Source organism: Pandoraea sp. NE5 (genome assembly GCF_024363545.1).
In the GTDB taxonomy this organism is placed as follows: domain Bacteria; phylum Pseudomonadota; class Gammaproteobacteria; order Burkholderiales; family Burkholderiaceae; genus Pandoraea; species Pandoraea cepalis.
Genome location: NZ_AP025517.1, coordinates 1477690 through 1491524, shown reverse-complemented (window position 1 = coordinate 1491524; position 13835 = coordinate 1477690). Strand labels below are relative to the sequence as shown.

The window sequence follows — 13835 nt, the reverse complement described above, 5'->3', positions numbered from 1 at the left end:
TTGCCCTTCGTGAGTGTTAACAAGATAGCAGGCATATTTATTTATGTCGACATTAATTGAATAATTCGCAACCTCGACTGATAGCTAAATTCGATGAAGGGTATTGGGTATGGCACTGAAAGCCAGACTGATGATTGCGGCGCTTCGGGCGCAAGCAGTCATGCTCCGCGTCTGGCAAGCGCGCCGATCGAGCCAAGCAGTTCCAGCGCACGCGCTGCGGCGCGAGATCCGGCCGGCACATCCCCCCGGACGTAGAGAGGGCGGAGCTCCTCGATTTCGGTTAGCGCACTCAGTAGTTCGCCTTCGGCGAGGGAGTATTTACGCAGCATGTTCACGACCAGCATCGAATTGTGAACGATGTCCTCGTTGTCCGGCGTGACGCCGCGGCGATGCAGCGCGTAGTTCGCCCAATGCGTCCCGGCCAGCATGGCTGCCTCGATTTTCATTTCCCAGTCATCGTCGCCGAGACGCTTCAGCGACTTCTCTATCCTCTCGGCTTTGCACTGATGATTTTCAGATTTCATACACCATCCCCTTCAATGCCTGCTCGAATCTGTGCATGATTTGCCCAAACGCCTGCTCGCACTCGTCGACGGTCGCTTTTGTGGGAGCGCGATCCCCTCGAATACAGGGATCCCGGTAATGCTCGATGGCGCACACCGCGCGCTCGATTTGCCGAATGATCTCAGGCACGTCTCCCTCGATTTTCGGCCACCCCACATGACTAACATCGCCGAGCCCGCGCAACTCGCGCGCATAGGTGCCATCGGGTTGTTTCACGACGTGCACGCCGGGAATGGTCGAGAACACAGGGTCGTCGCGAGTGATGCCCATAAGATGAAGCGTTGCGTTGAACACGTTGGTGCTGGCTGTCAACGTAGTCCAGAACCACAATTCAAAATCAGCTAACGGGTCCAGACGCTTTCGAAGCGCACCCATGCGGCGTATCTTGTCGAGGTGCGAGATGACCTTCATGACAGGCTCCTCACGAGGTGAACTGCCGATCAGCGTAAATCCCCATTTCACGCTGCCGACGAGGGTCGGCGCGATGCGCAGAAACCGCCGTAACTTCTCCTGATATCGGCGGAGCGAAACGACGGTTTCTGCCGAGACGGAACGCACGGTGAAATGCGATTCTGCTCGCATGCTCGTCCACAGCGCCGGTGCCGCAAAGTTGACGGGCCGATGGAATGGCGGATCAGAACGTGTGGCGCATCCCCACCTCGAAGCCGATCTGGTTCGCTCCGATTGCCGGCACCGGGGGAACAACGGTGCCCGCCGAGACAGAGTATGTGCCGCCCTTGCCACTGTTCTTTATGTATGCAGCCACCCCATACACCGACGTACGTTTGCTGAGGTAATAGTTCGCTCTGAGCCCCGCCATCAAGCCATTTGCTCTCATGCTGTTATTGCTGACATGCGTCACCTGAGCATCAAACTGCCACACGCTGGGCCGCCAGGAGGCACCCACGTATTCGATATCTGTCGTGAGCGATTGGACATCGCCGCGAAGGACCCGGTGAATCCAGCCCGCGCCGTACTTTACCTGACCAGTCACAAAGTAGCCGTTGAGTTGGTAACGGCGGTCGGTGTCTCCCGACTTTGTAAACGCGCCCCCCGTCCCGCCCGGGACGATCGGGACCGGCACAGCGCCCGCGCCACCTCGCAACTCTTCGTACGTCGTGGCGACGCCCCAGTGATTCCCGTCATACTTCAGCATCGCAGACAACCCGCGACAGGCGATGGAATCGTTGCCGTTCCCACCGGCGCAGTTCCCGGCGGCCGCGGTGTCCCGGCCAAACGAATAAGTCGCCCCTACGGTGAGCCCTGAAAAGGTTCCCATATAGGCCACAGCGTTGTCGAAGCGATCCGCCAGCAGTGCACCGTCGAACGACCCGACGCCACCCATCCCCGTCGCTCCAAGGATGTTCGCGTCTACCATCCCCCACGTCATCATGCTGTACTGGCGGCCCAACGTGATTTTCCCCCACGAATTGCTGCTCAGACCGACGTAGGCCTGTCGGCCAAACAATCGATTGGATTGCTGCGACGCCCCGTTCGAGACGGAAATGCCACTTTCCAAAGTGAAGATGGCATTCAGACCTCCGCCCAGGTCTTCACTGCCTTTGAACCCCCATCGAGAGGGCACATCCCCGCCGCCGATTACGGGCATCCGTACAACGGTACCGCCCGTCGGTGTGGCATGAGTCATGAACTCGATGCCGGTATCCACGATGCCGTACAAAGTGACGTTGCTCTGCGCAAGTGCCGGCGCAGACACGATGGTGGCCGCCAGTGACAACGCCAATCCCGCTTTCTTCATGCTATCTCCTCCAGTCCTGAGTCAATGCCTATCGTTAAAAGGCTTAAAGGATGCTCGTAATCCCCTACACCAAGAGGCAGCGACGCCCCTGCTGACCCAAAACGGTCGAGCCTGACGAAACCGGTAGCCCCCCGAAGCCTTGATGCATCGGTATTCAGTGCGATGGCAGTCAGTGCTCCAACAAGCAGTACCGGGGCCACTTGGCGAATCACGTGTGCCACGGCGTACGACGGCCGTTTGTTGCCCTCGCAAGCGGTGACAAATCCATCATGCTCGAAAAATTTTGATGTCGACATTAATATTTATACTGAGTCCGTCATGCGTGATCATGGAAAGTTCTCGCATTTTTATTGTTGTCGACATTAATTAAATATGCGGCTACACTGGAAAAACCGATGGTTTCGTTGATGCTGCGGCCGATGTGAAGTCAATGAATGGAGGGGATCCAATGCTGTCGACACCGCCGATGGAGAAGACATTGATGAAGAGGGGGCGCGTCGCCCGACGGATTGCGGCGTGGATGGCCTCTGTGTTTGTACCTGTGTTAACGGCGCAACACACGTCTTTGACGCACGAAGCGCTTTGCTACGCGTGCATGGCGGGCATCGTGATGCCAATCCTTCAAGACATTGCACCGTGAGATCGTGAGCATGTCGCAGAAGGTCAAGCGCAAGGCATGCGAGGTAAAGCGGGAAGCGGCACCTGGCTCGATGATCTGATCATCACATCGGGCGCTCGGAAATCGATGGCGTGGAGGAGATCGATATGCATTTCCTTGACGACGCGCTATAGCCGGACCCGCCGCCCTCCCCCCATTGGTTCGCTTTTTGGCGAGTTCAGGTGGGACGTAAGGGCTGGCGAATCGCCGGCGAACTGTGACAGTTGACACATATCAGGAGACAACATGGCGAAAGTCGTTAAATTCTACGAAACCGGCGGCCCCGAGGTCCTTCGTTTTGAGGACGTTGACGTTGGCGAACCGGGGCCGGGAGAGGTGCGCGTGCGCCACGTGGCTGTGGGCCTGAACTTTGCCGATACCTATTTCCGTGGGGGTACGTATAAGGTTCCGCTCCCGAGCGGCCTGGGTAACGAGGCATCCGGTGTGGTCGAGGCCGTTGGTGCCGGCGTGACCGATCTCGTGGTCGGCGATCGCGTGACCTACACGGGCTTCACCAACACGCTGGGTGCCTACAGCACCGAGCGGCTGATTTCTGCTGCCCTATTGATCAAGCTGCCGGAAGCCATCAGTTGCGAGACCGCGGCGGCCATGACGATGCGCGGTTTGTCCGCTGCCTACCTGGTGCGCAAAATCTACCCGTTCAAGGCGGGGGACGCGGTGCTGCTTCATGCCGCTGCAGGCGGCGTCGGTTTGATCGTTTCCCAGTGGGCCAAATTGCAAGGGTTGACGGTGATCGGCACGGTTTCGACAGATGCCAAGGCTGAGGTCGCACGTGCTCACGGCTGCGATCACACGATCAACTACAGTCATGAGGACGTGGCCAAGCGTGTGCGCGAGCTAACCAACGGCGTGGGCGTGTCCGTCGTCTTTGACAGCGTGGGCAAGGACACCTTCATGTCCTCGCTGGACTCCCTCAAGCGCCGCGGCCTGATGGTCTGCGTCGGTACTGCCTCCGGCACGATCCCGCCGTTCGATCCGCAAATTCTGGCCCGCAAGGGTTCGCTGTACCTGACCCGCCCCGGCCTGGCCGACTATATTGCCGACCCCGTCGAAAAGGCGGAACTGGTCGATGAACTGTTCGGCCATGTGGCTGCAGGCCGCATCAGCATTGAGATCAATCAGCGGTATGAACTGCACGACGCGGTCCGGGCACATCGGGATCTTGAGGCTCGAAAAACCACGGGCTCGTCCGTTTTCGTGATGTAAGTATTCAATTGACTGGGAAACACGGGCCATGCAGCTCGTGTGACCTGCCATGGGTCACCCAGTCAATCAACACAGCGGATCAGGTTGTCAGGGATCCGCTGCCGGCAACGCACTTCCCAGCGGCGACTCCGGAATCTGCATCGTCCCCATTGATATATTTCAAGGATCCATCACCGATGACATCCACTTCGCCCCCCACGATATTGATCGTCCCCGGCTTGCGGGACCATGTCGAGGATCACTGGCAAACGATTCTTGCACGCAAACTACCCAGCACGCGCGTGATTCCGCCGCTGGAGCACGACAAACTCAGTTGTGCGGCCAGAGTCGAGGCACTCGATCGGGCACTCGCCAGCATCACCGGTCCGGTGGTACTTGTGACGCACAGTGCCGGGGTGATGATCACTGTGCATTGGGCGCAGCATCACAAGCGCGAAATTCAGGGCGCGCTGCTCGCCGCGCCGCCAGATTTCGAATCGCCGCTGCCGCAAGGCTATCCGACGATCGATGTCTTGGGCGAGAACGGCTGGTTGCCTGCGCCGCGAACGCGGTTACCGTTCCCGAGCATAGTGGCAGCAAGCACCAATGACCCGCTCGCACGCTTCGAGAAGGTCACGGAACTGGCGAGCGCCTGGGGCAGCCGTCTGGTTGACGTCGGCGCCGTCGGTCATCTGAACCCCGCGGCCGGGTTTGGCGACTGGCCGCGCGCTGTGGATTTCGTCAACGAACTCATGTGAGGCGCTAACGTGGTCAGTCAGAACATTCGCGCCGACTCTTGCGAGCGCGAAGCGACGGCGAGCACCTTCAAGGACACTGATCTCCGGCAGACGGCAAGCCGTCGTGCCGCAGACGGCCAGGCGCCGTTGCTGGAAATCGAGGTTTTCCTGGATTTCATCTGCCCGTGGTGCCTGATTGGCACACGGCATCTCCGTGCCGCCCTGGCACGTCTCGCCGAACTGAGACCGGAGATCACGCGACGCCTGGTGTGGCGCTCGGTCCAGCTTCTGCCCGACACACCTCTCGCCGGCGAGTCTTATCAGGCCTTCTATCTCGCGCGCCGTGGCAATACCGAAGCAGTCAAGGCGAGACGGGAGCTGTTGCGACAAGTGGGGCGCCCCACTGGTATTGCATTCGCGTTCGAGGATATCTCGCTGCTCGCAAACACAGCGGCGGCCCATCAACTGTTGGCATACGCGTGCGCGCATGAAACCGAAACAAAGCAGGCCGCATTGGTGGACCGGATTCTGACGGCCTACTTCGTCGGCTGCGAGAATATCGGCGACCGGGACGTGCTGACGCGGCTCGGCCTCGCGTGCGGGCTCTGTGCCGACGGCATGAGCGAGCACTTTCCCGCCACGGGCAATTCCGCCGGACCGGGCGCAGGGTCGCTCGCGTTTGAAAACCATGCTGTCGGCGGCGTTCCCTACCTGAGTTTCAACGGCAGGTACGCCCTTTCGGGGGCGTATCCAGTCGACGCCATTGTGAAGATCATGCTCGCGTCGATCGCGGCGTAATGGAGAATGCGATGTCACAGTGCATCCCGATTGATCCTATCAATGAACTGCCTCCCGGGAAACGAAAAATCATGTTCGTCGAGGGTCGCAGCATCGTCCTCTTCAATATCGAAGGGACCGTTTACGCCATCGACAATGCCTGCCCTCATGACGGTGCGTCGCTGGCAAGCGGTCAACTCGACGGCCACCTGTTGCAGTGCCCGGCACACGGCTTACGTTTCGATCTGAAGACGGGTTGTGTGCGCGAGCCTGGAGGCTTGTGCCTGACGAGGTTCCCGGTGCGGGTGACCGATAGCGAGGTCGTCGCCGAAGTCCATTTCCAGCGGGCGAAAAACTAGGCACGGAACGGGACACTGACTCCTCAGTCTATTTCATCTAGTTTGACAAGCTATCTAAAGGTGCATTGCGATGAACATCAAATTACCCGATCATCGAAGCGACACGACGGCCCGCCCTGCAAGCAAGACAAGTCTCCTGCCGATTGCCGGCAACGATCGCGAACGCCCCGCGCGCAACGCCGAAAAACCGGCCGCAGTCGCGCCAAAAACCAATTGGGCCTGGACCGTGAGTTGTGAACACTTCGACTGGATGGACTGGCACACCGTTTCGACTTACGCGCAAGGAAAATAGCGCTCGGCGTCTGCGTCGGCGTTACGCGAAACGTCCAGCCTGAACATGGAAACGGCGGCCTTCAGATCGCCCGCCTGCGACTCAAGCGAGCTGGCCGCTGCGGCAGCCTCTTCAACCAAGGCCGCGTTTTGCTGCGTGACAGTATCCATCTGGGTGACCGCCTGATTGACCTGGCTAATGCCCCTGCTCTGCTCCCGCGACGCGGCGGTGATTTCACCCATGATGCTGGTCACGCGCCGAATTTCATGGGTGATCTCACGCATCTTGGTTCCGGCTTCCTGCACTCGGCCGGCACCGGTTCGCACGCGCTTCACGGATTCGTGAATCAGGTCCTTGATTTCCTTGGCCGCGTCAGACGAACGTTGTGCGAGCGTACGAACTTCGGAGGCTACCACCGCAAACCCCCGACCTTGCACGCCCGCACGCGCCGCTTCGACCGCTGCATTGAGCGCGAGGATATTGGTCTGAAAAGCGATACCTTCGATGAGGCCGACAATATTGGCGATCTTGTCTGAACTGGCGTTGATGTCTTCCATGGTTTCCACTACGCGAAACACCACGACGCCGCCCTGCTCCGCCACTTGGGCGGCTTGTGCCGCGAGCTGGTTGGCATTGCTCGCGTTGTCGGCATTCTGGGTAACGGTCGAGGTCAGTTGCTCCATGCTGGACGCCGTTTCCTCAAGCGACGCGGCCTGCGCTTCGGTGCGTTGCGACAGGTCCCGGTTGCCGGCAGCAATCTGATGAGTGGCCGTGGCAATCAAGTCGGCCGAAGTCTTGATGCTGCCGATTGTTTGCGTAAGTTGCGCTTGCATTCGCTTCATCGAAAACAGCAAGCTTGAGCGGTCGCCCGGTGCTGTCTTCACAACGGCCGTCAGATCGCTATTGGCAATCTGGTTGGCAATCTCGGCAGCATAAGACGGCTCTCCACCCAACGAATGGAGGATCCCGCGGTTGAGCAGTACCACGACCGCCGACAAAAAGCCCGCCAATACCGCCAGAATGCCGAGACTCTGATACAGGGACGCACGAAATGCCGCATCAACATCGTCGACATAGAGCCCGGTCGTGAAAACCCAGTCCCATGGCGGATAGCGCAAGTTATAGGAGATTTTCGGAAAGAATCCGCTGGCTCCAGGCTTTGCGGCGCTATAGGAAGTAAAGCCCTTGCCGTCACGCTTGATGACCGCGGCAATATCCTTGAAAAGATACACGCCGTTCGGATCCTTGTAGTTCTCGACTTCCGCGCCGTTGAGCTCCACTTTCGTCGGGTGCATCAGGATGGTCGAGCGCGAATTGAGGATCAGAAAAAATCCATCCTTGCCGTATCGCATGTGCCGGATGCTGTCCATGGCGCGCTGCTGCGCTTGCTCGACGGATATCGCGCCAGCGGCAGCCTGGTCGGCAAAGGCCTTGGTGACACTCAAAGCGAGATCCGAGGCATGTTTCAAGTCCGCCTTGCGCTCGTCGAGCCGCATCGCTCTTGTCTGGTAAGCGTTGAAGATTGATATCCCGGCGAGACACAGCAGGCTCAAGATCAGCGGCAGCCAGAGCTTCTGGACGAAGGAAAGCTTCATAGGTTGGCGAACCTCTCGGATCAATCGATGCTGCGCAGTGTGGGTGAGACGGGTTTCTCCCGCTTGACATTACATGACACGGAATTATCATTCGCTGCCAGCCTTCTATTCACTTTCCCGATGTCGCCACTTGTCCGCGCTGCGAGTCTGACCAACTACAGTGAGGTCGCTCGTGCCGCCGGACTGGACCCTGTGCGAATGTTGTATGAGGCGGGGTTAAGTCCGAGCATATTGCGCGAGCCGGACCTCATGATTCCGGTCGAACGCGTCGGGCAATTGCTCCAGGCGTCCGCGACGCTGTCGGGCAACGAGAGTTTCGGACTGTGCATGGCTGAGTCGCGCCTCTTGTCCAATCTCGGGGCGGTCGGATTGCTGATCCGCGATCAGGCGACGCTGCGCGGCTCGCTTGAGGTGCTGATGCGCTACCAGATGTTGCTCAATGGTGCGCTGTCGCTGGCCATGGAGGAGTGCAACGACTTTGTCATCATTCGCGAGGTGGTGATAGCCGGTAACCCTCGTCAGCCCACGCGTCAACGTGTTGAATTGGCGCTGGGGGTGATGGTTCGGTTGATACGTCAGATCCTCAAGCCAGACTGGCGACCGCGACGCGTATGCTTCGAGCATCCGGCGCCGCGCGACCTCAGTATTCACCAACGGTTTTTCGGCCATTGCGTCGAATTCGACTACGACTTCAACTGCATCATCTTCCCGAAATCCGACCTTGATGCTCGCAACCCGTCCGCCGATCCGGCGATGGTGCGGTACGCACAACAATTGCTGGACGCCTCAGCCATGTCGCAGCAGGCAAGCATGCTTGAGGACGTGCGGCGCGCAATCGTGCTGTTGTTACCCAGTGGGCGTTGCGGCATCGAGCAGGTAGCCGAGCATTTGGGCGTGGTGTGCCGGACTGTCCAACGCCGTTTGGCGGAAGAAGGGAAGAGTTTCTCGTCGATCATGAACGACATCCGCAAGGAACTCGCCACGCGTCACGTCATCGAGAGCGATCGTCCGTTGACAGAGGTGGCAACCCTGCTCGGTTTTTCCGCGCCGAGCGCGTTCTCGCGCTGGTACCACGCACAATTCGGCTGCAGCGCCAAGGAGAGCAGGGCAACGCGCCGCACCGGGCGCATCGCTGGATGACGCGCATGATGGTTTTGTCACAATATGCCTCAATAGATGACTACTGACGATGAGCCGCCAAGATGATTGATCCAAGCGACGCCTTGCGCGATGAGGATGGCATAACGGATCCCGATCCGCGCAACACCTTCTTTGGACTTGTCGATAGCGTTGGTCAGGTCAGGCAGCAGGAATTGAGTGATCATCTTGAGGCCATCCAACCGTACGTGCTGGAGAGTACCGTATCCGAATCAGTCAGGATTCACTTTGAGACCGCCAAGAACCTCTACGCCTACGCGTGGTTCGTCTATCGCTTTTACGCGGTGGCCGAGCAACAGGCGTTGAGTTCCCTAGAATTTGCACTTCGGAGTCGCCTTGAATCAAAAAGTGACAGTCCAATAGCGCGAAGAAGTAAGAAATTTACAGGCCTGCGCGATTGGTTAAGAGAGGCTCAGAGGCTTGGTCTAATCGCCAACAGTAGGCTGCGAATCGGAGATCAGTTGGCCCGTGAACGGGCTCGAGTGCGTTCTGAGGTTAATCAAATACAAAAAATGTCCAAGCTGGGAGTCACCGCCATATCGGTTGACCACGCCACAGCGCAGCCGACGGATGAGGACCTGACGCATGACTGGATTAGTGCATTTATCGATGGCCTACCAAGAATTCGCAACGAGTATGCGCATGGTTCCTCGATGCTACATCCAACGGTACTACGCACTTTCGATATCGTATGCGACCTCATCAATCAGCTTTTCTCGTCGTCCGACGCCGCGTGCAACGCGAGGTTAGGCGATCCTGCGGATCAGCGAGGCGGTGTGTAGTGGTCCAGTTCGACTCCCAAACACGACGAGTGGACCTACAAATGAAGAATGGTAAGGGGACGCTTTACCGCTCCGACCACAGTTACCGGGCAACGTGTTTCCTGCAGTCGTCGACATCGTGACGACCTTGACGCTCGCCGTGCTACCAGCCTCGTGCGGCCTCACATGAATGCGAAGGCGTTCGCGCGGGCATCATGCAGCGCGTGATGTTCGCCGCCATGCACAGCGATGTATTGCGCCACGCGTTCGGCATCGATCTTTAGAAACACGTTCTCATGCCTCCATGCGCCTGGCAAAGGTCCACCGAGAAAGTGTGTGACCAGTTCGTAATCACAATCGGAGTCGTAGCATAGCACCGGCTTGGGCTTGAGTGGTACCGCCAGTAGCCAAGCCAGCAGCTCGTCGCGCAACTCTTTGAACGGCATTGACCGGCCTGGAAACTGGCCAAGTTGAGGCAGGACGACGCCGCGGACGAAGTCACTGCACAGTGCCCGCTCAAAGTCCGAGCGCTCGCCGTAGAACTCGCGCCCATCCTCACCCACAATCGCCACGCTGATGAGCTGGCTGTCCTTGACGTCAGTAAACTCGGTATCGATGAAGTAGCGAGTCTTCCATGGGCTGCGTGGACCTCTCTTCATCGTTCTGTCAGCGTTACTTGTAGTGGTCAACCAATCCCGGACACTGCGTTAAGTTTTTCTTCTGCGACTGCCGGCGCCACACCGTTATTGAATTGATGTGGTCGAATCCAGTTGTACCGCTGCATCAGGTAATGGCTGATGTCCCGATGCGCTTCTCCAGCACTCATGTATCCAGTGCTCGGCACCCATTCCGTTTTCAAGCTTCGGAACAGGCGTTCCATCGGGCTGTTATCCCAACAATTTCCACGCCGACTCATGCTCTGCTTGATTCGATAGCGCCATAGTCTCTGACGGAATTTCCGGCTGACATATTGACCGCCCTGGTCACTGTGGAACATTAAGCCGTAGGCCGACCGCGTTGCTCGAACGCCATGTCTAATGCCTTCACCACCAGGTCGGCATCGGGGCTCGTCGAGAATGACCAGCCGACAACGCGGCGAGTGAACAGGTCCAACACCACGGCCAAATAAAGCCAGCGCCCCTGTGCCCATAAATACGTGATGTCGCCGCACCAGACTTGATTCGCTGCCGCCACATCGAACTCGCGATTCAAGACGTTCGGAATGTCGATGCGCTCCACCGTAGCGCGCTTGTATGCGTGGTTGCCAGGTTGCTTGCAAATCAAGCCGAGCTCGTCCATCAGACGGCTGACCTTAAAGCGCCCAATCGTCGTGCCTTGCTCGCGCAGCATGCCCATGATGCTGCGGCTGCCTGCTGAGCTTCGGCTCTCGACAAACAACTCGTGCACGCGACTGCGCAGTGCCATTCGTGCCGCATCAACTCGCGCTCGACGATGTCTGTATGCGTAAAAGCACGACCGAGGTATATCGAACAACTCACACAACATGGCTACCGGAACGCCGTCGCCGAACTGGTCGATTATTTCGTACGTTCTATCCCTTCCGACATCAGTAGCGCAGTAGCTTAATGGAATGGTCTGCCCCACCTCCTGCGCGATACTGTGCGCGTCCACCTCAAGGAGCGCGACCATGAACGAGCACCACATCCACGTCATCGGCATTGATCTCGGCAAGAACTGGTTTCACGTGGTTGCAATCGATGAGCGTGGCAATGAGCTATTTCGCAAGAAACTCAACCGCACACAACTCGCCGAGTTCTCGGTGACTGCGTCGCGGTGTGTGATTGCGATGGAAGCGTGCCCGGGATCTCAATTTTGGGGGAGACGCTTCCACGAAGCTGGCCATGAGTTGCGCATCATCCCGGCGCAGTTTGTGAAGCCCTATCTGAAATCGAACAAGAATGACTTCAACGATGCTCAGGCAATTGCCGAAGCCGCGAGTCGCGGGAGCATGCGCTGCGTACCATTGAAGACAACCGATCAGCTCGAACTTCAGGCGCTACATAGGGTGCGTCAGCGCTTCATTGTTGTTAGCGCCGATGTAAAACTGACCCACCCGCCGAAGTAAACCTGACCCACCTGGGAGAGGATGGCGGCTTTTGCCGCCGATGCTGACTCAGGAGCAAGCAGTGGAAATCAAGGTATTGGCAAGGCGCGGAGCGTCGGTGCGGGAGATAGCGAGGCAGATGGGCGTCTCGCGGAACACGGTGCGGCGATATCTACGCGACGAAGAGGCGAGCCAGTACAAGGAGCGGGAGCCTCGGCCGACCAAACTGGCCCCGTTCAAGGCGTACCTGCTCGGGCGAATCGAAGCAGCCCGACCACATTGGATTCCAGCGACGGTGTTGCTGCGCGAGCTGCGAGATGAAGGCTACGACGGCGGCATCAGCCAGCTCAAAGTGTTCCTCGCACAATACAAGAATGCGCAGCCGGAACCTGTCGTGCGCTTCGAGACGGCACCAGGCCGACAGATGCAAGCCGACTTCACGACCATTCGGCGCGGGCGGTCGCCGTTGCTCGCGCTGGTTGCTACGCTTGGCTACAGCCGGGCGACGTATGTGCGCTTCACGAGCGGCGAGGATGCCAAGACGCTGTGCGAGTGTTTGCGGGAAGCCTTCATCTATTTCGGCGGCACGCCTGAGCATGTGCTGTTCGACAACGCCAAGTCGGTCATCGTCGAGCGCGATGCTTACGGGGATGGCCACCATCGCTGGAATGGGGAAATGCTGACGCTGGCCCAAACGTTTGGATTTACACCAAAGGTATGCAGGCCGTACCGGGCGAAGACCAAAGGCAAGGTTGAGCGCTTCAACCGATATCTGAAGGAGAGCTTCGTGGTGCCGTTGGCGGCAACGCTTAAGCAGACCGGCCTGAAGCTGGATGTCGAGGCGGCCAACGGCCATATCGGCCGCTGGCTGGCCGAGGTGGCGAATGTGCGAGTGCATGCCACGACGAAAGAGAAACCGTCGGTCCGGCTGCCGATAGAGCAAGCGGCGCTTCTGCCGTTGCCGGTGTCGACCTCGGCGCAAGCCCCGGTGCCGACGCGGCTCAAACGAGTCCTGCCGAACGAAAGCCTGCAACATCCGCTGTCGGTCTACGACGCCTTGCTGGAGGTGGCGGCATGAATCTCCAGCATGAACGCATTGCAGGGCTGTGCGACGAACTGAAACTGGACCGTATCAGCAACGACTGGGGCGCGCTGGCCCAGAACGCCGCGAACGCCGATGCAAGCCACGCCGACTTCCTGGAGCAACTGCTGCTGACTGAGCGAGATGCCCGTGAGGAGCGCAAGCGCCAGACGCTGACCAAGATGGCGTCGCTACCGGGCATCAAGACGCTGGAGCAATACGACTTTGGCTTTGCCAGTGGCGCTCCGCGAGCCCAAATCCAGGAGTTGGCCGGGCTGGCGTTTATCGAGCGGGCCGAGAATGTGGTGCTGCTCGGTCCGTCCGGCGTAGGCAAGACGCACATCGCCTGCGCCCTGGCGTATCGGGCGACACAGGCCGGTATCAAGACGCGCTTCACGACCGCCGCCGACCTGATGATGCAGTTGGCGACGGCCAAGCAGCAGAACCGGCTGCGAGAGTTTTTTAACCGAGCCGTGGTCGGCCCGAAGCTGCTGGTTATCGACGAAATCGGCTACCTGCCATTTGGGCGCGAGGAGGCCAACCTGTTTTTTAACGTGGTGGCCAAGCGATACGAGCGTGGCGCCATCGTGCTGACGAGCAACCTGCCATTTACGCAGTGGGCTACGGCGTTTGCCGACGACCAGACGCTGACGGCGGCAATGCTCGACCGGCTGCTCCATCACGCGCACATCGTGCAGATTGCGGGCGAGAGCTACCGGCTGAAGGACAAACGGAAAGCTGGACAGACTACGCGGGCGAGCGCGAGAGCCGCCGCGTGACACGGAGCCTGGGTGGGTCAGATTTACTTCGGCGTTATGCCGGAAGGTGGGTCAGATTTAAACCG

At 58.9% G+C, this 13835-nt stretch carries 15 protein-coding genes and 1 pseudogene; 10 read left to right on the top strand and 6 right to left on the bottom strand.

The window, feature by feature from the left end; translation table 11 throughout:
* Positions 1 to 158 precede the first annotated feature (158 nt).
* From PanNE5_RS06895 to PanNE5_RS06885, 3 genes are read right to left on the bottom strand one after another with little or no spacing between them, the layout of a single operon-like run.
* Positions 159 to 524, bottom strand: a complete 366-nt coding sequence (locus PanNE5_RS06895) for a hypothetical protein (RefSeq protein ID WP_261939491.1) — start codon at positions 522 to 524, stop codon at positions 159 to 161.
* A complete protein-coding gene (locus PanNE5_RS06890; protein WP_261939490.1) occupies positions 514 to 1146 on the bottom strand; it encodes a hypothetical protein in 633 nt (210 codons plus the stop codon). The genes PanNE5_RS06895 and PanNE5_RS06890 overlap by 11 nt, the downstream gene beginning before the upstream one ends.
* A gap of 52 nt (positions 1147 to 1198) precedes the next feature.
* Positions 1199 to 2323, bottom strand: coding sequence for a porin (locus tag PanNE5_RS06885; protein ID WP_261939489.1), 1125 nt, complete (start codon positions 2321 to 2323; stop codon positions 1199 to 1201).
* 904 nt (positions 2324 to 3227) lie between these two features.
* Here PanNE5_RS06885 and PanNE5_RS06880 point away from each other — a divergent pair.
* The 5 genes from PanNE5_RS06880 to PanNE5_RS06860 all read left to right on the top strand — a co-directional run bounded on the left by PanNE5_RS06880 (position 3228) and on the right by PanNE5_RS06860 (position 6352).
* Positions 3228 to 4208, top strand: a complete 981-nt coding sequence (locus tag PanNE5_RS06880; protein WP_261939488.1) for a quinone oxidoreductase family protein — start codon at positions 3228 to 3230, stop codon at positions 4206 to 4208.
* Between the two features lie 176 nt (positions 4209 to 4384).
* Complete coding sequence (locus PanNE5_RS06875) at positions 4385 to 4945, top strand: RBBP9/YdeN family alpha/beta hydrolase (protein WP_261939487.1); 561 nt, start codon at positions 4385 to 4387, stop codon at positions 4943 to 4945.
* 126 nt (positions 4946 to 5071) lie between these two features.
* A complete protein-coding gene (locus PanNE5_RS06870; protein ID WP_261939486.1) occupies positions 5072 to 5722 on the top strand; it encodes a DsbA family protein in 651 nt (216 codons plus the stop codon).
* An 11-nt stretch (positions 5723 to 5733) separates the two neighbouring features.
* The gene (locus tag PanNE5_RS06865) at positions 5734 to 6060 is read left to right on the top strand and encodes a Rieske (2Fe-2S) protein (protein ID WP_261939485.1); all 327 of its coding nucleotides are present in this window, start codon (positions 5734 to 5736) and stop codon (positions 6058 to 6060) included.
* Positions 6061 to 6130: 70 nt separating this feature from the next.
* A complete protein-coding gene (locus PanNE5_RS06860) occupies positions 6131 to 6352 on the top strand; it encodes a hypothetical protein (protein ID WP_261939484.1) in 222 nt (73 codons plus the stop codon).
* Here the strand turns inward: PanNE5_RS06860 and PanNE5_RS06855 are convergent.
* Entirely contained in the window at positions 6334 to 7926 is a 1593-nt protein-coding gene (locus PanNE5_RS06855; RefSeq protein WP_261939483.1) for a methyl-accepting chemotaxis protein, read from the bottom strand. The genes PanNE5_RS06860 and PanNE5_RS06855 overlap by 19 nt on opposite strands.
* A 120-nt stretch (positions 7927 to 8046) precedes the next feature.
* Here PanNE5_RS06855 and PanNE5_RS06850 point away from each other — a divergent pair, with 120 nt between their 5' ends.
* Complete coding sequence (locus PanNE5_RS06850) at positions 8047 to 9066, top strand: AraC family transcriptional regulator (RefSeq protein ID WP_261939819.1); 1020 nt, start codon at positions 8047 to 8049, stop codon at positions 9064 to 9066.
* 62 nt (positions 9067 to 9128) lie between these two features.
* Positions 9129 to 9866, top strand: a complete 738-nt coding sequence (locus PanNE5_RS06845; protein ID WP_261939482.1) for a hypothetical protein — start codon at positions 9129 to 9131, stop codon at positions 9864 to 9866.
* A gap of 161 nt (positions 9867 to 10027) precedes the next feature.
* Here PanNE5_RS06845 and PanNE5_RS06840 read toward each other — a convergent pair whose 3' ends face one another.
* Together PanNE5_RS06840 and PanNE5_RS06835 are read right to left on the bottom strand one after the other, a co-directional pair.
* Positions 10028 to 10504: a 3'-5' exoribonuclease gene (locus tag PanNE5_RS06840; RefSeq protein WP_261939481.1), complete on the bottom strand. Its 477-nt coding sequence runs from the start codon at positions 10502 to 10504 to the stop codon at positions 10028 to 10030.
* Positions 10505 to 10530: 26 nt separating this feature from the next.
* Positions 10531 to 11426 (bottom strand): annotated as a pseudogene (locus PanNE5_RS06835) (IS3 family transposase); the annotation flags it as partial.
* Positions 11427 to 11493: 67 nt separating this feature from the next.
* Here PanNE5_RS06835 and PanNE5_RS06830 point away from each other — a divergent pair.
* Genes PanNE5_RS06830 through istB form a run of 3 tightly spaced genes read left to right on the top strand, consistent with a single transcriptional unit; the run spans position 11494 to position 13770 of the window.
* Complete coding sequence (locus PanNE5_RS06830; RefSeq protein ID WP_261939480.1) at positions 11494 to 11931, top strand: IS110 family transposase; 438 nt, start codon at positions 11494 to 11496, stop codon at positions 11929 to 11931.
* A gap of 40 nt (positions 11932 to 11971) precedes the next feature.
* Positions 11972 to 12988, top strand: a complete 1017-nt coding sequence (gene istA / locus PanNE5_RS06825) for an IS21 family transposase (protein WP_261939479.1) — start codon at positions 11972 to 11974, stop codon at positions 12986 to 12988.
* On the top strand, positions 12985 to 13770 hold the full coding sequence (gene istB / locus PanNE5_RS06820) for an IS21-like element helper ATPase IstB (protein WP_261939478.1): 786 nt from the start codon (positions 12985 to 12987) through the stop codon (positions 13768 to 13770). Before istA ends, istB begins: the two co-directional genes overlap by 4 nt.
* Positions 13771 to 13835 lie beyond the last annotated feature (65 nt).